Origin of the sequence: Ornithinimicrobium avium (assembly GCF_003351765.1) — a bacterium.
In the GTDB taxonomy this organism is placed as follows: Bacteria; Actinomycetota; Actinomycetes; order Actinomycetales; family Dermatophilaceae; genus Ornithinicoccus; species Ornithinicoccus avius.
Map to the genome: position 1 here is coordinate 1,875,314 of NZ_CP031229.1, position 17,887 is coordinate 1,893,200.

17 protein-coding genes and 1 pseudogene are annotated in these 17,887 nt (G+C 74.7%); 7 read left to right on the forward strand and 11 right to left on the reverse strand.

Features of this window, described 5'->3' with window-relative positions:
* From dtd to ygfZ, 4 genes are read right to left on the reverse strand one after another with little or no spacing between them, the layout of a single operon-like run.
* Positions 1–423 (reverse strand): D-aminoacyl-tRNA deacylase, encoded by a 423-nt coding sequence (gene dtd / locus DV701_RS08530; RefSeq protein ID WP_114927936.1) that lies wholly within the window; start codon positions 421–423, stop codon positions 1–3.
* Complete coding sequence (locus DV701_RS08535) at positions 420–1,415, reverse strand: asparaginase (protein ID WP_114927937.1); 996 nt, start codon at positions 1,413–1,415, stop codon at positions 420–422. The genes dtd and DV701_RS08535 overlap by 4 nt, the downstream gene beginning before the upstream one ends.
* A gap of 8 nt (positions 1,416–1,423) precedes the next feature.
* Positions 1,424–2,266, reverse strand: coding sequence for a BKACE family enzyme (locus tag DV701_RS08540; protein ID WP_114927938.1), 843 nt, complete (start codon positions 2,264–2,266; stop codon positions 1,424–1,426).
* Between the two features lie 29 nt (positions 2,267–2,295).
* Positions 2,296–3,348 carry a CAF17-like 4Fe-4S cluster assembly/insertion protein YgfZ gene (ygfZ, locus tag DV701_RS08545; protein WP_114927939.1) on the reverse strand — a complete coding sequence of 351 codons (1,053 nt, stop codon included), beginning with the start codon at positions 3,346–3,348 and terminating at the stop codon, positions 2,296–2,298.
* 59 nt (positions 3,349–3,407) lie between these two features.
* On the opposite strand from ygfZ, the gene DV701_RS08550 reads away from it, so the two are divergent.
* Positions 3,408–4,625, forward strand: a complete 1,218-nt coding sequence (locus DV701_RS08550; RefSeq protein ID WP_114927940.1) for an LCP family protein — start codon at positions 3,408–3,410, stop codon at positions 4,623–4,625.
* 40 nt (positions 4,626–4,665) lie between these two features.
* Here DV701_RS08550 and DV701_RS08555 read toward each other — a convergent pair whose 3' ends face one another.
* Positions 4,666–5,163, reverse strand: coding sequence for an FABP family protein (locus DV701_RS08555; protein WP_114927941.1), 498 nt, complete (start codon positions 5,161–5,163; stop codon positions 4,666–4,668).
* Between the two features lie 23 nt (positions 5,164–5,186).
* Positions 5,187–5,927 carry a hypothetical protein gene (locus tag DV701_RS08560; protein ID WP_162802920.1) on the reverse strand — a complete coding sequence of 247 codons (741 nt, stop codon included), beginning with the start codon at positions 5,925–5,927 and terminating at the stop codon, positions 5,187–5,189.
* 174 nt (positions 5,928–6,101) lie between these two features.
* Here DV701_RS08560 and DV701_RS08565 point away from each other — a divergent pair, with 174 nt between their 5' ends.
* The 5 genes and pseudogenes from DV701_RS08565 (at position 6,102) to DV701_RS08580 (ending at position 9,195) form a co-directional block, all read left to right on the forward strand.
* The gene (locus tag DV701_RS08565) at positions 6,102–6,830 is read left to right on the forward strand and encodes a winged helix-turn-helix transcriptional regulator (protein WP_114930933.1); all 729 of its coding nucleotides are present in this window, start codon (positions 6,102–6,104) and stop codon (positions 6,828–6,830) included.
* Between the two features lie 21 nt (positions 6,831–6,851).
* The gene (mshD, locus tag DV701_RS08570; protein WP_114927943.1) at positions 6,852–7,832 is read left to right on the forward strand and encodes a mycothiol synthase; all 981 of its coding nucleotides are present in this window, start codon (positions 6,852–6,854) and stop codon (positions 7,830–7,832) included.
* A gap of 41 nt (positions 7,833–7,873) precedes the next feature.
* Positions 7,874–8,119: pseudogene (locus tag DV701_RS18745) on the forward strand (NUDIX hydrolase); the annotation flags it as partial.
* Between the two features lie 101 nt (positions 8,120–8,220).
* Positions 8,221–8,775, forward strand: a complete 555-nt coding sequence (locus DV701_RS18750; protein WP_228255286.1) for a SixA phosphatase family protein — start codon at positions 8,221–8,223, stop codon at positions 8,773–8,775.
* A 207-nt stretch (positions 8,776–8,982) separates the two neighbouring features.
* Positions 8,983–9,195, forward strand: a complete 213-nt coding sequence (locus DV701_RS08580) for a hypothetical protein (RefSeq protein ID WP_162802921.1) — start codon at positions 8,983–8,985, stop codon at positions 9,193–9,195.
* A 24-nt stretch (positions 9,196–9,219) separates the two neighbouring features.
* On the opposite strand, the gene DV701_RS08585 is transcribed toward DV701_RS08580, so the two are convergent.
* The 5 genes from DV701_RS08585 to DV701_RS08605 all read right to left on the reverse strand — a co-directional run bounded on the left by DV701_RS08585 (position 9,220) and on the right by DV701_RS08605 (position 14,942).
* Positions 9,220–10,659 (reverse strand): MFS transporter, encoded by a 1,440-nt coding sequence (locus tag DV701_RS08585; protein WP_114927945.1) that lies wholly within the window; start codon positions 10,657–10,659, stop codon positions 9,220–9,222.
* Complete coding sequence (locus tag DV701_RS08590) at positions 10,656–11,204, reverse strand: GNAT family N-acetyltransferase (protein ID WP_114927946.1); 549 nt, start codon at positions 11,202–11,204, stop codon at positions 10,656–10,658. The genes DV701_RS08585 and DV701_RS08590 overlap by 4 nt, the downstream gene beginning before the upstream one ends.
* A gap of 115 nt (positions 11,205–11,319) precedes the next feature.
* Positions 11,320–13,860, reverse strand: coding sequence for an ABC transporter permease (locus DV701_RS08595; protein ID WP_114927947.1), 2,541 nt, complete (start codon positions 13,858–13,860; stop codon positions 11,320–11,322).
* 7 nt (positions 13,861–13,867) lie between these two features.
* Positions 13,868–14,683: an ABC transporter ATP-binding protein gene (locus tag DV701_RS08600; protein ID WP_114927948.1), complete on the reverse strand. Its 816-nt coding sequence runs from the start codon at positions 14,681–14,683 to the stop codon at positions 13,868–13,870.
* 22 nt (positions 14,684–14,705) lie between these two features.
* Positions 14,706–14,942, reverse strand: coding sequence for a heavy-metal-associated domain-containing protein (locus tag DV701_RS08605; RefSeq protein WP_202863670.1), 237 nt, complete (start codon positions 14,940–14,942; stop codon positions 14,706–14,708).
* A gap of 142 nt (positions 14,943–15,084) precedes the next feature.
* On the opposite strand from DV701_RS08605, the gene DV701_RS08610 reads away from it, so the two are divergent.
* Entirely contained in the window at positions 15,085–17,799 is a 2,715-nt protein-coding gene (locus DV701_RS08610; protein ID WP_162802922.1) for a helix-turn-helix transcriptional regulator, read from the forward strand.
* The last annotated feature ends 88 nt before the right edge of the window (positions 17,800–17,887 follow it).

Genomic DNA, 17,887 nt, shown 5'->3' on the forward strand with positions numbered 1-17,887 from the left:
TCAGGTGTCGACGATGACCGTGAACGGCCCGTCGTTGACCAGCTCTACCTGCATCATGGCGCCGAAGCGGCCGGTGGCCACCTCGATCCCGCGCGCCCGCAGCGCGTCGGCGACCGCGTCCACGAGAGGCGCGGCGACGTCGCCGGGGGCGGCCTTCGACCAGGAGGGGCGGCGACCCTTCTTGGTGTCTCCGTAGAGCGTGAACTGGCTGACGACGAGCACCGCCGCCCCGGCGTCGACGACCGAGGTCTCCTCCGGCAGGATCCGCAGCTCGGCGATCTTGCGGGCCACGGTCTCCACGTCGGCCGGGCCGTCGTCGTGGGTGGCGGCGACCAGCGCGAGCACGCCGGGGCCGACCGCGCCGACGACCTCGCCCTCCACGGTGACGCTCGCGCGGCTCACCCGCTGCAGGACCGCCCTCACGGCAGCGGCACGGCCCGCACGGCACCGACGCGCTGCCCGTGGCCGCGCACGACCGCGCGGGCGTCGAGCTCGTCGAGCACGCCGGCGACGTCCGGCCCCAGGTCCAGGACCCCCAGGCGGCGCAGCGCCGCGGTCGCGACGCCCACCCGTGCCCGGTCGTGACCGTCGGTGATCTTGACCGTCACGCCGCCACCGTCGGCCAGGCCGACGGCGTAGACGGACTCCGCGCCGTCCTTGGCGATCAGGCCGGGCACGCCCCGGATCAGGTCGGTGACGTCGCGGCCGGTGCCGCCGAGCCACCCGGGGTGGGTCCTGATCGCCTCGGCCACGCACCCCTCGGGGGTGGTGGGGTCGGCGGCGGCGATCCGGCCGAACGCGCGGGCCAGCCCGAGGGTGGTGACGCCGAGCGCGGGAGCCCCGCAGCCGTCGACGGTGACGACCTCGACGGTGTCCCCGGTCAGCTCCTCGACGACCCGGACGATGAGCTGCTGCAGCGGGTGCCCGGGGTCGCGGTAGGTGGTGGTGTCCCAGCCGGCGGCGACGCACGCGGCGAGCATCCCGGCGTGCTTGCCGGAGCAGTTCTGGCCCAGCGAGGACGGCCCGCGCCCCGCCGCGATCCAGCGCTCGCGCTCGGCCTGGTCGAGGGGGCGGTCGGGGGTGTTCTGCAGCGCGGACTCCTCCAGGCCGACCGAGGCGAGGATCCGCCGGGCGCCCTCGACGTGGAAGTCCTCGCCGGAGTGGCTGGAGCTGGCCAGTGCCAGCAGCTCGCCGGACAGGTCGGCACCGGCCCGCAGCATCGCGATCGCCTGCATCGGCTTGAGCGAGGACCGCGGCAGGATCGTGGCGCCGACCGGCCCGACGGAGACGACGGAAGCCCCGTCGGGACCGACGGCGGCGACGACGCCGTGGTGGACGGACTCCACGAAGCCGTTGCGCACCACCTCGGCGACCACCGGCGCGGAGGCCAGCGGGCTGGGGGCGGGAGACTGCATACCCGTGCTCACCGGTCCCTCCGGTCCTTGACCGCCAGCAGCTCGCGCGCCTCGTCGGTGCTCATCGGCGGTCGCTGCATGGTGGTGGCCAGGCTCGCGGCGCGCTCGACCAGCTCGGCGTTGTGCTGCACCTGCTGGCCGCGCGCCATCATCAGGTTGTCCTCCATGCCGACCCGCAGGTGCCCGCCCATCGCGAGCGCGGCGGCCGCGATGGGCAGGTGCGCGCGGCCGATGCCGGTCGCCGACCAGCTGGTGACCTCGGCGGGCAGCATCTGCGCCCCGGCGACCAGCGCCTCGACGGTGCCGGGCATGGCGCCCGGGACGTTGGTGACGAAGTCGACGTGGACCTTGCCGCCGAAGGGCAGGCCGTGCGCGTCGATCAGCCGGGAGAGCGACGCGAGGTGGCCGAGCTCGAAGATCTCGAACTCCGGCACCACCTCCTGCTCCTGGGCACGCACGTACAGGTCGCTCATGAACCCGTGCGGGTTGAGGAAGACGTCGTCGCCGAAGTTGACGGTGCCGCAGGTCAGCGAGCACGAGTCGGGCTCGGCGTCGAGCACGGTCAGTCGCTTCTCCAGCGGGTCCCTGACCGAGCCTCCGGTGGAGAGCTGGACCACCAGGTCGGTGGCCTCGCGCAGCGCCTGGACGGTGTCGCGCAGGCGCACCGGGTCCAGCGTCGGCGCGTGGCCGGCCTCGGGGTCGCGCACGTGCACGTGGATCAGCCCCGCCCCGGCGCCCTCGCAGCGCTGCGCGGTCTCGACCAGCTCCTGCAGCGTGGTCGGCAGCTGCGGGAAGTCAGCCCTGGCGGTCTCGGCGCCGGTCGGCGCCACGGTGATGAGGGTCGAAGGCATGGCCCCGATCCTGCCAGCCGTGGTGGCGCTCAGCGCAGGCGGGGACGTGTGGTCGGGCGCTCGGTGCTGGCGGGCAGGATCTCGGTCTGGGCGGCGGACACCTCGCCGGCCAGGAGGACGGCGGCGGGGTCGGTCGTGTACTTGACCACGGCCAGCGCGATCGGCCCGTCCTCGTGGTGCTGGGCCACGCTGGTGAGCCGGCCCACCGCCCGGCCGCCCTCGGCCGGGACGAGCTCGGTGCCCGGCTCGGGCGGCACGTGCCCGGAGCCGTCCAGGTGCAGGAAGACCACGCGGCGCGGCGGCCGACCGAGGTTCTTGACCCGGGCGACGGTCTCCTGGCCGCGGTAGCAGCCCTTGGACAGGTGCACGGCGGTGCGCAGCCAGTCCAGCTCGTGCGGGATGGTGCGGTGGTCGGTGTCGATCCCGGCCCGCGGACGCCAGGCGGCCACCCGCAGCGCCTCCGCGGCCCACGTGCCGGCCAGGGGACGGTCGCCGACCGCGGTGGCGAGGTCCTCGCGGGGGACGACCAGCTCGCGCCACCTCCGCCCGTGGCCGGGGTGCTCCTCGCCCTGCGGGCCGTAGGCGTGCGAGTCGCCGACCACCCCGGGCCAGGGGTCGACCCAGGCGACCGGCTCGCCCACGGCGGACTCGGCGCCCACGGGCTCGCCGAGCACGGCATACCGGTCGGAGACGTCGGCGACCTCGACCCGCAGCATGAAGCGCATCGAGTCCAGCCAGGCGACCACGGCGGGCGCGTCGCCCGGCTCCGTCGTCATCCAGGTCCTCTCCCCGTCGTCGACGAGGTGCAGCGCGTGCTCGACGTGTCCCTTGGGCGAGAGGATCAGGGTCTCCACCGAGGTGCGGGGGGCCAGCGCGGCCAGGTGCTGGCTGGTCAACGAGTGCAGCCAGGTGAGGCGGTCCGGACCGGTGACGGTGACCACGCCGCGGTGCGACAGGTCGACGACGGCCAGGCCCTCCTCGAGGAGCACCTGCTCCTTGTGCGGAGCGCCGTAGTGGGCCGCGACACCCGCGTCGACGCCCCTGCCCTCGACGGCCCCCGGACGACTCAGCAGCACGCTCATGCCGCCACGGTACGTCACGTGCGGGGGCCTCCCAGAAGGTGGCCCTAGACTGCACGCCCATGGGGTTCGACGACACTTCCACGGACAGCGGTCCGCGACGCGGCGGGCACGGCCCTCGACGCTCCGGGCGGGGCCGGCGCAGGGCGGGCCCGCTGGGCATCGCCGCCCGCTCGGTCGGCGTGCTGGTCCTGCTGGCCGTGGTCGCCGTCGGCGGCTACCTGTTCTACCTGCAGCGCACGGTCGCGGGCAACGTCGAGCACGAGGACCTCAAGGCCGACAAGCAGACCGAGATCACGATCTCGCCGGACGGCGCCCGCCAGCCGGGCCAGGACGACGCCCAGCAGACCGGCGACGGCGCCGAGGTCGACACCGACGGCGAGGACGGGACGGCCCCGATCGTCGGCGAGGACGGCAAGGCCCTCGACGTGGACGGCACCACGGTGCCGGTGACCACCCCGGACCGCGACGCGGCGGCCGGCGACGCGCTCAACTTCCTCATCATCGGCAGCGACAGCCGCGACCTGTCGGTCGAGCGCGGCCGCTCGGACGTGATCGTGCTCGCGCACGTCGACGACGCCCGCGACCGGGTCGACCTCATCCACTTCCCGCGCGACCTGTTCGTGCCGATCGCCGGGACCGGCGGCAGCTCGAAGATCAACGCCTCCTACTCCTACGGCGGCGCGCCGCTGCTGATCCAGACCCTGCAGCCGCTGATCAACGTGCCGATCGACCACGTGGCCATCGTCGACTTCGAGAGCTTCAAGGCGATGACCGACGCCATCGGCGGCGTGGACGTGACGGTGACCGAGTCCGGCGGCGGCTTCTCCGCCGGCGTGCAGCACATGGACGGCGAGCAGGGGCTGCGCTTCGTCCGCGAGCGCAAGTCGCTCTCGCAGGGCGACATCTCCCGCGGCGAGCGTCAGATGCAGTTCATCAAGGCGGTGCTGGGCAAGGCCCTGTCCCGGGACACCCTGACCAACCCGGTGCGGCTGGCCAACCTCGTCGACGCGGCCACCACCAACCTCACCGTCGACGACAGCCTCAAGGTCTCCGACATGCGCAACCTGGCCATCTCGATGCGCGACGTGCGCGGCGGCGACATCCACTTCTGGCAGGGTCCGTGGTGCGGGATCGACATGCACCCGGTGGCCGGCTCGATCGTGCTGATGGCCGACTCTCAGATGGCCAGGCTGAGCGAGCACCTGCGCAACGACACGATGGACACCTACGTCGACGACGTCTCGCCCAAGGCGGGCTTCGCCGGGAACTGCGGCTGAGGCACGGGCCAGGTCCGAGGCAGGGCGGGGAGGCCCTGCCTCAGACGCGCTTGAGCTCGGCGGAGACGTGCGACTGGAGCGGGTGGCCGGTGGCCGCCATGTCCATCACCCACATCATGTTGCCGCCGACGTAGCCGTAGAGGCGGTGGGCGGCGGAGTACTCCTTGGCGTGCGGGCTGCGCATGACGCCGTCGGTCTGCAGCTCCACCTTGGCCGGCGACATCTCCCCGACGTACATCTCCACGATGCCGGTCGGGTGGGCCAGCAGCAGCTCGACCTCCTTGCCGTCCTCCTGCGGACGCCAGAAGCCGGTCTCGACGGCGGCGGCCTTCTCCTTGTTGCCGTCGGCGTCGAGCAGCCAGGCCCGGGAGGTCCACACCAGGAAGGGACGTCCGTCGTGGGTGACGTCGACCTCCTGGCCGAAGTGGCGCGACTCGATGGAGGGGTAGCCGACGACGCCGGCGCCGGCCCAGGAGCCGAGCATCCAGGCCAGGGGGGCGCACTGCGGGTGCATGGTGGGATCGATCTCGATGGGCACGCCCCCATCGTAGGCGGACCCGGTCAGCCGGTCAGGGCCTCGCCCACGAAGACCAGGGCGACCAGGTAGGGCACGACGCCGACGACCAGCACCGAGGCGACCGCGGAGACCAGCCGGGGGCGGGTCAGCGCCATGGTCGGCAGCGGGGCCATGACCGCGCGCGTGGCCTGGCTGAGCGCGGCGGCGACCACGCCGACGAGCAGCCAGGTCGTCCAGGGCTGGTCCGTCGCGAGGGCGACGACGACCGCCACCGCGCCGCCGGCCACCATCGCCACGGCCGACAGCCACTGCTCCACGGCCGGGACGCGGCCGAGCAGGTCGGTGAGCGCCGACGCCAGGGCGGCGGCGACCGCGGCGACGACCAGGGCCCGGCCCTCCGCGCTGTGGACCGGCGGGACGAGCAGCGCGCCGCTGGCCGCGAGCCAGAGCGCGAGCACGACCGAGCTGACCGACTCGGTGAGCCGGGGCCGGCCGTCCACGCGCAGCAGCTGGTGCCCGAAGGCCACGATCATCCCGATGCTCAGCGCCGCGGGCACCCACACCAGCCACGGCTCGGAGTCCCGGGCGGCGACGGCCAGCACCAGGGCCAGCGAGCCGAGCAGGATGACGACGAAGGAACCGCGCGGTGCCGGCAGACCGAGGGCGCCGGCCCAGCCCCACGCCAGGACGACCGTGCACGCGGCGACCGCGACCGCGAGCATCACCGGGGAGGCCAGCGCGGCCACGGCCAGGACCACCGCGGTCACGACCGCGAAGGAGGCCACGTGCACAGCCGTGGAGAGCTGCGGCACCCGGGGGCGGCGGGGCGGCCGCGGAGCCCTTGCGGCCGACCCCGGGTCCGCGAGCGGCTCCGGTCGGGCCCCGGACCCCGAGGACGACGACGCTGGCGACGGCACTGACATGCACCCATTATCACCAGGGGGTACTAATCTGTGCCGGTGGCCGACCTGGTCCTGCTCACCGCGTGCGCCCCGGCCGAGGCCGCGGTGCCGCGGGTCGCGCCCGGTCTGGCCCTGCTCCCCCACAGCGTGCGCGTGCTCGGCCCGGACCTCGGCCCGCTGCTGGCCGGCCCCGAGCCGGACCTCGTCGTGGTCGACGCCGTGACCGGGCCGCTCGCGGCCCGCGGCCTGCTGCGCACCCTTGCCGCCGCGGGCACCGGGTGGCCGGTCCTGACCGTCCTCGACGCCGACGGCCTGGCGGTGCTCGACGAGCAGTGGCCCACCGACGACCTGGTCCTGACCACCGTCGGCGCCGCCGAGCTCGCCGCCCGGGTCCGCCGCCTCCTCGCCCGCACCACCCCTCGCCCGCCGAGGCCGGAGCACGGGGGCGGGCGCACCTCATACCCGCAGGAGCGCGGGGAGATCAGGGTGGCGGACGTGGTCGTCGACGAGGCGGCCTGGACCGTGCGGGCCGGGGGCGCACGGCTGGACCTGACGTTCAAGGAGTTCGAGCTGCTGCGCCACCTGGTGCAGCATCCGGGGCGCGTCTTCACCCGCGACCAGCTGCTCCAGGAGGTCTGGGGACAGGACTACTACGGGGGGACGCGGACCGTGGACGTGCACGTCAGACGGCTGCGGGCCAAGCTCGGGGCGGAGCGGGAGTCGCTGATCCACACCATCCGGGGGGTCGGCTACCGCTTCAGTGGCCCGCGCGGTGGCGAACGCTGAACGTCGTGCCAGACTAGGCCCATGCCAGGCCAGAACCCCACCGTCGAGGTGCTGCCCTCCCTGCCACCACGTCTCTCCGGGGACGTGCTCGCGCTGGCGGTGCGCGCCGCCCAGCACGACGGCGTGCGGCCGTTGTCGGAGCAGACCGTGCTCCAGGCGCGACGCCTGCCCGAGGAGAACCCGACAGCCGGCTCCACGCACCTGGTGGTCCTGGACCGGGCGGAGGAGCCCGGCGCCAAGGTCCTGGCCTACGGGCACGTCGACCACTCCGACCCGCAGGCTCCCTCCGGCGAGCTGGTGGTCGACCCCGCCCACCGGCGCGAGGGCCTCGGCGGGATGCTGCTCGACCACGTCCTCGAGGACTGGCCGCAGGTGCGCCTGTGGTCGCACGGGGACCTGCAGGACGCGCGGCGTCTCTACACCTCCCGTCGCCTGTCGGTGGTCCGCGAGCTGTGGCAGATGGGGCGTCCCCTGGACGGGGAGTGGGCCGAGCTGCCCGACCACGTCGAGCTGCCCGAGGGCTTCGCGGTGCGCCCCTTCCGCGTCGGGGAGGACGGGGCCCCCTGGCTCGCGGTCAACGCGCGCGCCTTCGCCCACCACGCCGAGCAGGGACGCATGACCCTGACGGACCTGCGCGAGCGTCAGCAGGAGCCGTGGTTCGACCCGCAGGGGTTCCTGCTGATCGAGGACCTCACCCGGACCGACCCCGACGGCCGGCCGCGGCTGGCCGCGTTCCACTGGACCAAGGTGGAGCCGCCGCAGGCGGGCGGCCCGGTGACCGGCGAGGTCTACGTCGTGGGCGTCGACCCGGACTACCAGGGCCGCGGCCTCGGCCGCGCCGCCACGCTCCTGGGGCTGCAGCACCTGCGCGCGGTCGGGGCCGACGCCGCCACCCTCTACGTCGACGGCGACAACGCGGCCGCGATCGCGACCTACTCCCACCTCGGCTTCGAGCGCTCCGCCGTCGACGTCATGTATGCCGCCGGAGCCGCCGGCTCGTGAGCCGCCGCCTCGTCCGGGCCGCCGGCGTCGTGCCCTACCGGGTGCGGAAGGGGAGGCTGCGCGTCGGGCTGGTCCACCGGCCGCACTACGACGACTGGTCCTGGCCCAAGGGCAAGCTGGACCCCGGCGAGGACTGGGCGCCGGCCGCGGTCCGCGAGACGCTCGAGGAGACCGGGCTGCTCGTGCGGCTCGGCGCGCCGTTGCCGGAGTCGCGCTACCTCAACCACGGCAACGGCGGCGCGGACAAGCAGGTGCGCTACTGGGTCGGGCAGGTGCTCGGCGGCGACGGTGCCCTGGAGCACGAGGTCGACGAGGTGGCCTGGCTCGCCCCGCGGGCCGCGGCGCAGCGGCTCAGCTACCCCGCGACCGGGAGCAGCTCGCGGCGCTCGTGGAGCTGCACGACTCCGACCGGCTGCACACCTGGCCCTTCCTCCTCGTGCGGCACGCGCACGCCGTGCCCCGCGGCTCCTGGGACGGGCCCGACCCCGCCCGCCCGCTGTCGAAGGCGGGGCAGGCCCAGCTGCGCCGGCTGGGCGGGGTGCTGGGTGCCTACGCCCCGGAGCGGGTGCTGTCCAGCCCGTCGGTCCGCTGCGCCTCCACGGTGCGGCCCTGGGCGGAGGCTAGCGGCGTGCCCCTCGTGACCAGGAAAGGCCTGTCGGAGGAGGGCTTCGAGGTCGACCCGACCAAGGCGGCGCGCACGCTGCGCTCCCTGATGGACGACGCCGCCCCCGTCGCCCTGTGCACGCACCGTCCCCTGCTGCCGACCGTGCTCCAGGAGGTGTGGCGCCGCGCCGGCAAGGAGGTCCCGCGCGGCACCCGCCGGATGCTCAAGCGGCTGGTCGAGACGCCGATGGACAAGGGCGAGGTGCTGGCCTGCACGATGGTCGGCGCGGGGAAGGACGCCCGCGTGGTCGCGGTCGAGCGCCACCGCCCGCCGTCCTGACCTCCTCGTGATGCGGCTCACGCCGGGTGCATGGAACAATCCTCCCGGGGTCCTCGTTGGACCTCACTGCGCGCCGGACCGCGGCAGCCCCGGGCTCCAACACATGCCGCTTCGAGCGGCCACACGCCGAGAGGCGCTCCCGGTCCGGCGCGCAACCACGATTCCTGCCCCGTGCGCGCGTGCGGCCACCGGCAGCACCACGCGTCGATGACCTGGTCGCCTCACCTGCGCCGCCACGGTCAGGACCTGCGCCGCGGGCTGCTGGCCCTCGTCGACGACACCTCGTCACCCCGATCGACCGCCACGACCTCGCTCGGGGACCGCGCCCTGCGGATGCTGAAGAAGGCTGGGCCGCCGACCGTGCCGGCCGCCGGTGTGATGGCGGCACTTCCGGCCCGGGAGCTCGGCGCAGCCTGCTGAGGAGACCGGTGGTCGCCGGGATGCCTACCGCCGCGGCCGTGGGAGGGTGCAGGCGAGCAGGCCGGTGGTCAGCGCGACGGCTGCCGCCGCCCGGAAGGCGGCCGCGAACCCCTCACCGGTCAGCGACGACGGTGCCGGGTCCGGGGCCCCGCCGGCGGCGATCGCAACGGCGGTGAGCGTGGCCAGACCCAGGCAGGACCCGACCTGCGTGGAGGAGCTCGCCAGCCCGGAGGTCAGCCCCGCGCGCGCTGCCGGCAGCGCAGCGGCGACGACCATCGTGGTCGGCGTGAAGCTGAGTGCGACGCCGACGGCCACCAGCAGCAGCCCGGGCAGTACGTCCAGTAGGTAGAGCGCCGCGGCCGGGGTGCGCGCGAGCCACAGGTGGCCCAGGGCGAGAACCACCAGACCGCCCGTCATGGTCCGCTCCGGCCCGAGCGCCCGCAGCACCCTGGGCAGCAGCACCAGGGACGCGGCGAACCCCGTCACCGAGGTGGGGAGCATCGCCAGGCCGGCGGTCTGCGGCGCAAGGTGCATGACCTGCTGCAGATAGAGCGCGACCAGCACGAAGGTGGAGGCGCGCGCCGCTCCACCCAGCACTGCAGTCAGCACCCCGGCCGTCAGCGCCCGGGAACGGAAGACCGACAACGGGACGAGCGGGTCCGGCACGATGCTCTCGACCAGCGCGAAGGCGACCAGCAACACGACGGCCAGCACCGTCCCGGCGAGCACCGACGGAGAGGTCAGACCGTGCTGCGGCAGGCTGAGGGCCGCGTGCGAGAGCGCCAGCACCCCGCCGGTGACCAGCGCGGCGCCCAGACCGTCGAACCGTCGGGCAGCGCCGGCGCCCGGTGACGGGTCGAGCACCCGGAGGGCCAGGAGCCCGGCGAACGCGGTCACCGGCACGGTCACGAAGAACGCCCACGGCCACCCGTGGGTCCCGGTCAGCACACCACCGACCACGACACCGCTCGCGCCACCCAGGGTGGAGGCGGCGCCCCAGGCGCTCATCGCGCCGGCCCGTGCCGGCCCGGGGAACATCACGAGCAGCAGCGACATCGCCGCCGTGCTCAGGCTGGCCGCACCGACGCCCTGCACGATGCGGCCGGCGACGAGGCCGACCTCGGTGGCCGACGACCCTGCCAGGAGGCTGCCGACCGTAAAGACGGCCGACCCGACCACGAACATCCGGCGCCGGCCCAGGACGTCCGCGGCCCTGCCCGCGAGCAGAAGCAGGCCGCCGAAGGCCAGGACGTAGGCGTTGACCACCCAGGCGAGCCCCGCAGGACCGAGCCCGAGATCACGCTGCACCGACGGCAGCGCGACGTTGACCACCGACGTGTCGAGCATGACGACGAACTGCGCCGAGACCAGCAGCGCCAGCGCGGCCCGGCGCCTGGTCCGCGGTGTGCCTTCCGGGACGTCCTGAGGACGCCGGACCGCCACGCGCGCGCTAGCGGTGCTCATGCCCGCCCCCCGGTGGCGTCCTGCCCCAGCAGGGGCCGGTAGGCAGCGGGCGCCCACCTCGCGAGCACTTTGGGGCGCAGGGCGGCACCGAGCCGGCGGTAGAAGCGTTGCGCACCGGTGTTGTCGGTCTCGACGCCCCAGGTGATGAGCAGGTCCCTACCGGAGGCGAGCTGCGCCATCCCGAGGAGGAGCTGCCGCCCCACTCCCCCGTCACGGGCGTCGGCACGGACGAAGACGTCGTCCACGGCCAGCAGGTCCCCGCCGCTCCACAGGTGCAGCCGGCGCACGGCGGAGGCGAAGCCCACCGCACGGCCCTCCCGCTCGGCGAGCAGGACGACCACGTCGTCCCGGTCGAGAAGCTCGCGCCACCGGGCGGCGGTCACCTGGACGTGCTCGAGGTCACCCTCGTGCGCAGCGATCTCCTCGACGAGCCTCTGGACGGTGTCGGCATCCGCCGCGCCCGCCCGTCGCAGGGTCACGGTGGCAGGTCGGGGACGCGGGGCCTGGTGGTGGGTCGCTCCGGCCCGACGGTGGTCGACGGTCATGGTTTCTTCTCCTTGGGTGGGGTTCGTCCTGTCCTGCCAGGTTGTGCCGCACGCCCGGTCGGTCGCGCCGGTGAGATCACCAGGGTCACGTCGGGGCGTGCGGCACGGCGCGCGGCTACTGGGTGGCGATCGCCTGCAGCACGTCCATGCGAGCTGCGCGCCGGGCCGGCAGCAGCCCGGCGACGAGCCCTGCGGCGACGGCGAGCATCGCGACCAGCGCGAGGCGCCCGACCGGCAGCGAGATCGCCAGCGGGGCCACCCGACCCAGCGCGGAGACCGTGACGGCTGCCAGGCCGACACCCAGGCCGAGTCCGAGGACTCCGGCCAGCGCCGCGACCAGGACGGCCTCGGCACGGATCATCCCGCCGACCTGGCGGCGGTCGGCTCCGACCGCCCGGAGCAGGCCGATCTCACGCGTCCGCTCGGAGACGGACAGGGCCAGGGTGTTCGTGATCCCCAGCAGCGCGATGATCACGGTGAGCACCAGCAGGACCGTCACCAGTCCGAGCACCTGCTCGACCGTGGCTCCGCGGGCCGCCGCGGCGGCCGCCTGGTTCCGTACGTCGGCGGTCGGGTGGTCCTCGAGCGCCGCCTCGACCTGCGCCGTCGCCCGGCCGACGTCCGCACCGTCGACCAGCCGGACCAGCACGCTGGCATCCACGTCCTCGGTGAAGTTGCGTGCGTAGGTGTCCAGCGAGACGAACCAGCTCGTCGACAGCGCCTGCGCGTCGAGCGAGTCGAGGATCCCGACCACCGGCAGCCGCTGATCACCGGTGTAGGAGAAGGTCATCGTGACCTCGTCGCCCACGGACAGGTCGCGCTCCGCGGCGACGGACTGCGCGATCACGACACCACCGTCCTCCAAGGCCTGGAGCGAGCCCTCGACGAGGTCGAGCTCCGCCACCAGCGGCAGCGTCGCCGGGTCGACGGCGGACAGGGCGCTCGTCGTGCCGTCGTCCAGCCAGTGGCCGTAGCGGACCCGGGAGAGGTGCGCGACCTCCGGCAGCGCCGCCAGCTCCTCGGCCACCTGCGGCGAGAGGCCTCCGAGCATCTCGCCACGGGCGCTCTCGACCACGAGGTCCGCCGTGACCGTCTCGCGGTAGGTGCCGGACAGACCGTCCCTGAGCGAGGTCGCGACCACCGTCATGAAGGCGATGAGCGCCAGGCTGAGGGCCAGGGCCATCGCGGTTGAGGTCGTCCGCCGCGGCGCCCGCGCCGCGGACTCCCGTGCCAGGTGACCGGGGACCCCCGTCCTGGCCAGGGGCGCACCCACGAACCGAGCGAGGACCGGCGTCACGGCCCGTCCCTGGAGGGCGGTGCCCGCGACGGTCAGCAGCGCAGCGGGCACGAGCAGGAGCACCGGGGCGCCGGCGACGACCGCCGAGACGCCCGCGAGTCCGGCCACCAGCGGCGCGAGCCGGGCCGCGAACCGCAGCCGGCGCCGCCCGCGCGCGGCGGGCTGGATCTCCGCCGAGGCCCGCAGGGCCTCCACCGGAGTGATGCGGGCGGCCCCACGCGCCGCTGCCACCGCGGACAGGACCGTGACCAGCAGACCGAGGAGGACAGAGAGCGTGATGGTGGACGCGGAGACGACGGCGCGGCCTTCGGGCAGGTTGGTGCCGAACACCCCCACCAGTTCCCGCAGGCCGTCGGCGGCCACGACGCCGAGCCCCGTGCCGATGACCGACCCGACCGCCCCGACGATCAGGGCCTCGGCAAGCACGGCGCGCGTGACCTGACCGGTGGTCGCGCCGGCCGCCCTGATCAGGGCGATCTCGCGACGCCGCTGGCTGGTGACGATGGCGAACGTGTTGGCGATGAGCAGGGAGCCGACCAGCAGCGCGGCCGCCGACATGACGGTGAGCACCATCCCGAGCGGGCCCAGCTGCTCCTGCGCCGCCTCCGCGCTGGCGGCGGCGGTGTCCCGGGAGGAGGCGACCGCATACTCCTCGCCGAGGGCGGAGCGGACGGCGTCGACGACCTCGTCGACCGACTGCGGCCCCGACGTCGTGAGGAGCACCTCGGAGAGGCCGTCGCCGAGGCCCAGCATGCGCTGGGCCTGGCCAAGGGTCACCAGGGCGACGGTCGCGCCGGTCATACCGTCCGCGTCGGCGAAGCCGACCAGGCCGACGACGCGGAGCGAGGTGCGCGAGTCAGTGGCCACGTCGACGGTGTCCCCGATGCTGATGCCGGCCGTGCGGGCGGTGGCAAGGTCGACGGCCACCTCACCGGCGGCCCCCGGCGCCCGGCCCTCGCGCAGCTCGAAGGCGCCGAACGGGGCAGGGGACCAGGAGGCGAGGACGGATGCGCCCGACGGGACGACGGGTCTGCCGTCGACGACGAGCAGACCCTGCCCGTCCACGGCGGGCAGCGCGGCCGCGACACCCGGGACGTCAAGGAGGCGGTCGGTGACGTCGCCGGGCAGCGGGTCGCGGTCGACCTCGACGCCCATCGCCGAGTCGAAGGCTGCCGCGTCGCGGACGGTGATGTCGACGCCGGCCGTGGCGGTGCGGAACTGCTCGTCGAGCAGCTTTTCGGAGGTGCCCGTCAGCATGAGGCTGCCGGCCACGAAGGTCACCGCCAGCACGACGGCGAGGAGGGTCAGGGCGAACCGGCCCCGGTGGGCCAGGACGTTGCGCAGGGTCAGGTGCCACATGGCCAGCTCAGCTCTCCGCCCGCGTAGCGGGCTGCTCGAGCCCGGCCATCGCGGCCAGGACGGTGGGGACGGTGGGGTCGGGCAGCTCGCCGGCGACGCGGCCGTCCGCGAGGAAGACGACCTGGTCTGCGTAGGAGGCGGCCGTCGGGTCGTGGGTGACCATGACGACGGTCTGGCCCAGGTCGCGGGCCGCCTTCTGCAGGAAGGCGAGCAGGACGTGGCCGTGTCGCGAGTCCAGGTTGCCGGTGGGCTCGTCGGCGAACACGATGTCTGGCCGGGTCACCAGCGCCCTGGCGACGGCCACCCGCTGCTGCTGGCCGCCGGACAGCTCACCGGGCCGGTGCGTCAGGCGGTCCCCCAGCCCCAGGGTGGAGACCAGCTCCTCCAGCCAGGCCGCGTCCGCGGTACGCCGCGCGAGGCGCAGCGGCAGGGTGATGTTCTCCTGGGCCGTCAGGGACGGGACGAGGTTGAAGCTCTGGAAGACGAACCCGATGCGCTGACGGCGCATCAGCGTGCGCTGCCGCTCGGAGAGCTGGCTCACCTCGGTCTCGCCGAGGCGGATCGAGCCCTCGTCCACGGAGTCCAGCCCGGCCATGGCGTGCATGAGGGTGGACTTGCCCGAGCCGGACGGTCCCATCACCGCGGTCAGCCGACCGGCGGGGATGACGAGGGTCGCACCGTCGAGGGCACGGACCTCCGTCGCGCCGCGACCGTAGGCCTTGACCAGGCCGGTGGCGGACGCCGCCGGGGGGCGAGTGGCGGGATGCGCCCCCGACGGACCGACGGGGGGTGCGGTGGTACGGACGGTGGGTGTGCTGAGCATGATGCCTGCTTTCGGTAGGTGTTCAGTGGGTGGGGCGGACGGTGTGGCCGGTGCTGACGACCGCCGCGTCCACGTCGGTCCGGTCGACCGGCTGGTCGGTGACGACGGTGACGGTGGCGGTGAGCTGGTCCACGGCGACCGAACGGATGCCGGGAACCTGGCGCACGGCTGCCTGGACCGCGTCCAGGCAGTGACCGCAGACCGCGTCGGCCACGCGCACGGTGGCCGTGCCGACGAAGATCCGCGGGGTGGAGGACATCACTGGCGTGCTCCTTGGTGATCGGTTGGAGTGACCCTTCGAGGCTCTCTGCGCGCAGGCGGTCCCCGCGCCGGTGAAACTGCCTGGATTTCCTCCGGTCCGGCCCGCCGGTGCGCCGCCGCGCGGGTCTACGCTGTGTCCCGTGATCGTCGGGCGGGAGCGCGAGAAGGCGGCGCTGGCAGAGGCGCTCGGGGCGACCAGGGCAGGTCGTGGGGCCGCGCTGCTGCTGCGCGGCGAGCCGGGGGCGGGCAAATCGACGCTCCTGACCGACGCCGTCGCCGCCACCCCCGACCTGCGCGTCCTGCGGATCCGTGGCGTCGAGTCCGAGTCGCCGCTGGGCTTCGCCGCGCTGCACCGGCTGCTCCGACCGCTCCTGCCCGGGCTGAAGGCGCTCCCGCCCGGACAGGCCGCCGCGCTCCGCGGTGCCCTGGGCATGGGTGAGGGGGCCGATCCCGTGGGTACCGACCGGTTCCTGGTCTACCTGGCCGTCCTGACCCTCCTGTCGGACACCTCGGCCGCCGTTCCCACCGTCGTGGTCGTGGACGACCTCCACTGGGTGGACGCCGCCTCGCGCGAGGCGCTTCTCTTCGTCGCCCGCCGGACCGAGGGAGAGCATCTGGCGGTGCTGCTGGCCGCCCGGGACGTCCTGGCCCTCGACGCCGCCGACCTGCCGGTGCTGACCGTGGGTCCGCTGCCCGAGGTCGACGCCCGCGACCTGCTGGCGGCGCGGAGCGGTGCCGAGGTGCCACGAGAGGTGGCCGAGCGGCTGCACGCGAGCACCGCAGGTAACGCGCTCGCGCTCGCCGAGCTGGCCCGTGAGCTGAGCCTCGACGTGCTCACGGGGCGTGCGCCCCTCCCGCGGACGCTGCCGGTGACCCGGGCGGTCGAGACGGCCTTCCTGGACCGCTACCGGCGGCTGGAGCCGGCTGCGAGGACGGTGCTGCTCGTCGCCGCGGCCGACGACTCGGGCGACCTCGCCGTGCTGGGCCGGGCCGTGCACGCCCTCGGCCTGGACGAGACCGCCGTCGAGGCGGCCGAGCGCTCCGGTCTGGTCCGCCGCGAGGGCTCGCAGGTCGAGCTTCACCACCCGCTGGTGCGGTCAGCCGTCTACGCGGGAGCGAGCACCGGTGAGCGGCGCAGCGCCCACGCAGCTCTCGCCGCCGCGCTCCCCGGGCCGCAGGACGCCGACCGTCGCGCCTGGCACCGTGCCGCGGCGACCGACCAGCCCGACGAGGAGGTGGTCGCCGAGCTCGAGGCCGCCGCCCGACGGTCGGCCGCCACCGGCGGGCACGAGGCTGCCTCGGCGGCCTGGGAGCGGGCGGCCGAGCTGACGCGCGACCCCGCCGCACGCGGCAATCGCCTGCACCGGGCCGCAGCGTCAGCCTGGACCGTGGGACAGCCCGACCGGGCGGCCACCCTCGCCGACGCCGCACTGTCCTCCCTCGACGATCCCCTGCTCCGGGCCGACGCGGCGCTCCTGCGGGCCAGGGTCGAGTGGAACACCGGCTCGGCCGAGGCGGCGCACCGGCGCCTGGTGTCCGAAGCCTTCACCGTCCTACCTCACGATCCCGACCGCGCGCGCGAGATGGGGATGTTCGCCGCGGCCCTGGGCGCCATGGTCGCCGTGGAGCCGACGGCCGACCTGCTCCAGCTGGTGGGAGCACCGGCCAGCCCCCGGGACCGTTGCGTGGCCCAGGTGCTGAGCGCCTTCGTCCACGTCTCGCGCCACGAGTGGCTCGAGGCCGTGCGGGCGGTCCGGTCGGCCGAGACCGAGGTCGACCACGCGCAGACGACGCTCGACGGGCTGCTGCCCAACCTGGCACTGGCCGCGATGCACCTCGCCGTCGACGACGTCGCCCTCCGCCTGCACGAGCGGCTCCTGGCCCGGGCGCGGAACGAGGGCGCTCTCATCATGGTCCTCTACGCGCTGACCCGCCGTGGCGGGCTGGATGTCGTCCTCGGCAGGTGGGACGAGCTCGCCTCCGGCGCCCGGGAGTCGCTGGACCTGGCTCACGCGACCGGCCGACCCTCGCTGGCGGCCATGCCGCAGGCCTGGCTCGCGCTGGTGAGCGCGCTGCGCGGGGGACCGGACGCAGCCGACCTGCTGGCCGACCTGGAGCAGACCATCGCCTCGGGACCGCTGGGGTCCACGGAAGCGACGGTCAAGGACCAGGTGCTGTGGATCCGCGCCGAGCTCGCCGGCTCCCCAGCCTCGGCCCTGCACCACTACGAGCAGATGACGCACGGTTTCGCGGAGCGGCTGATCGCCCTGGACCGCATCGAGACGGCCGTCCTCGCCGGACGTCGGGACCTCGCCCAGCGGTGGGTGGACCACCTGGCCGCCTTCGCCGGGGCGACGGGCTCGCCCTGGGCGGGCGCCGTCACGGAGCACGGGATGGCCCTGCTGGCCGGGTCCGGGGAGAGCGACCACCACTTCCTGAGCGCCCTGGCGCTGCACGCCGAATCGCTTCGCAGGATGGACGCCGCCCGGACCCACCTCGCCTACGGCCAGTGGCTCCGGCGAGCGCGGCGCCGGGTCGACGCCCGACCGCACCTGCGCGCGGCGCTGCAGACCTTCGAGGACGTCGGCGCGAGCCGATGGGCCGACCGCGCCGCCGACGAGTTGCGAGCGTCCGGTGAGCGCGCGAGGAGGCGGACGGCCGCGGACGCGAGCATGCCGCGCCTGACCCCCACCGAGCGCCGGGTCGCCACGCTGGTCGCGCAGGGGCTGCCCACCCGCGACGTGGCCACGGCGCTCTTCGTCAGCCCCCGCACGGTCGACTTCCACCTGCGCAACGTGTTCACCAAGCTGGGGATCACCTCCCGGGCCGAGCTGGCGCACGCAACGCTGGACTGAGCGGCGACCGCGCGAGCTGCGGCAGGCGTCCCACCACGCCGGTGCCCGCGCGGCGTGTCCGTGGGACCTGGTGGGTCGTCCTCTCGCG

What these genes read in the sequence shown, in the direction of transcription:
- DV701_RS08535 (WP_114927937.1), bottom strand. Translation starts at nt 1,415, where the DNA reads ATGCAGTCTCCCGCCCCCAGCCCGCTGGCCTCCGCGCCGGTGGTCGCC.
- DV701_RS08540 (WP_114927938.1), bottom strand. Translation starts at nt 2,266, where the DNA reads ATGCCTTCGACCCTCATCACCGTGGCGCCGACCGGCGCCGAGACCGCC.
- ygfZ (WP_114927939.1), bottom strand. Translation starts at nt 3,348, where the DNA reads ATGAGCGTGCTGCTGAGTCGTCCGGGGGCCGTCGAGGGCAGGGGCGTC.
- DV701_RS08550 (WP_114927940.1), top strand. Translation starts at nt 3,408, where the DNA reads ATGGGGTTCGACGACACTTCCACGGACAGCGGTCCGCGACGCGGCGGG.
- mshD (WP_114927943.1), top strand. Translation starts at nt 6,852, where the DNA reads ATGCCAGGCCAGAACCCCACCGTCGAGGTGCTGCCCTCCCTGCCACCA.
- DV701_RS08580 (WP_162802921.1), top strand. Translation starts at nt 8,983, where the DNA reads ATGACCTGGTCGCCTCACCTGCGCCGCCACGGTCAGGACCTGCGCCGC.
- DV701_RS08585 (WP_114927945.1), bottom strand. Translation starts at nt 10,659, where the DNA reads ATGAGCACCGCTAGCGCGCGCGTGGCGGTCCGGCGTCCTCAGGACGTC.
- DV701_RS08590 (WP_114927946.1), bottom strand. Translation starts at nt 11,204, where the DNA reads ATGACCGTCGACCACCGTCGGGCCGGAGCGACCCACCACCAGGCCCCG.
- DV701_RS08595 (WP_114927947.1), bottom strand. Translation starts at nt 13,860, where the DNA reads ATGTGGCACCTGACCCTGCGCAACGTCCTGGCCCACCGGGGCCGGTTC.
- DV701_RS08600 (WP_114927948.1), bottom strand. Translation starts at nt 14,683, where the DNA reads ATGCTCAGCACACCCACCGTCCGTACCACCGCACCCCCCGTCGGTCCG.
- DV701_RS08605 (WP_202863670.1), bottom strand. Translation starts at nt 14,942, where the DNA reads ATGTCCTCCACCCCGCGGATCTTCGTCGGCACGGCCACCGTGCGCGTG.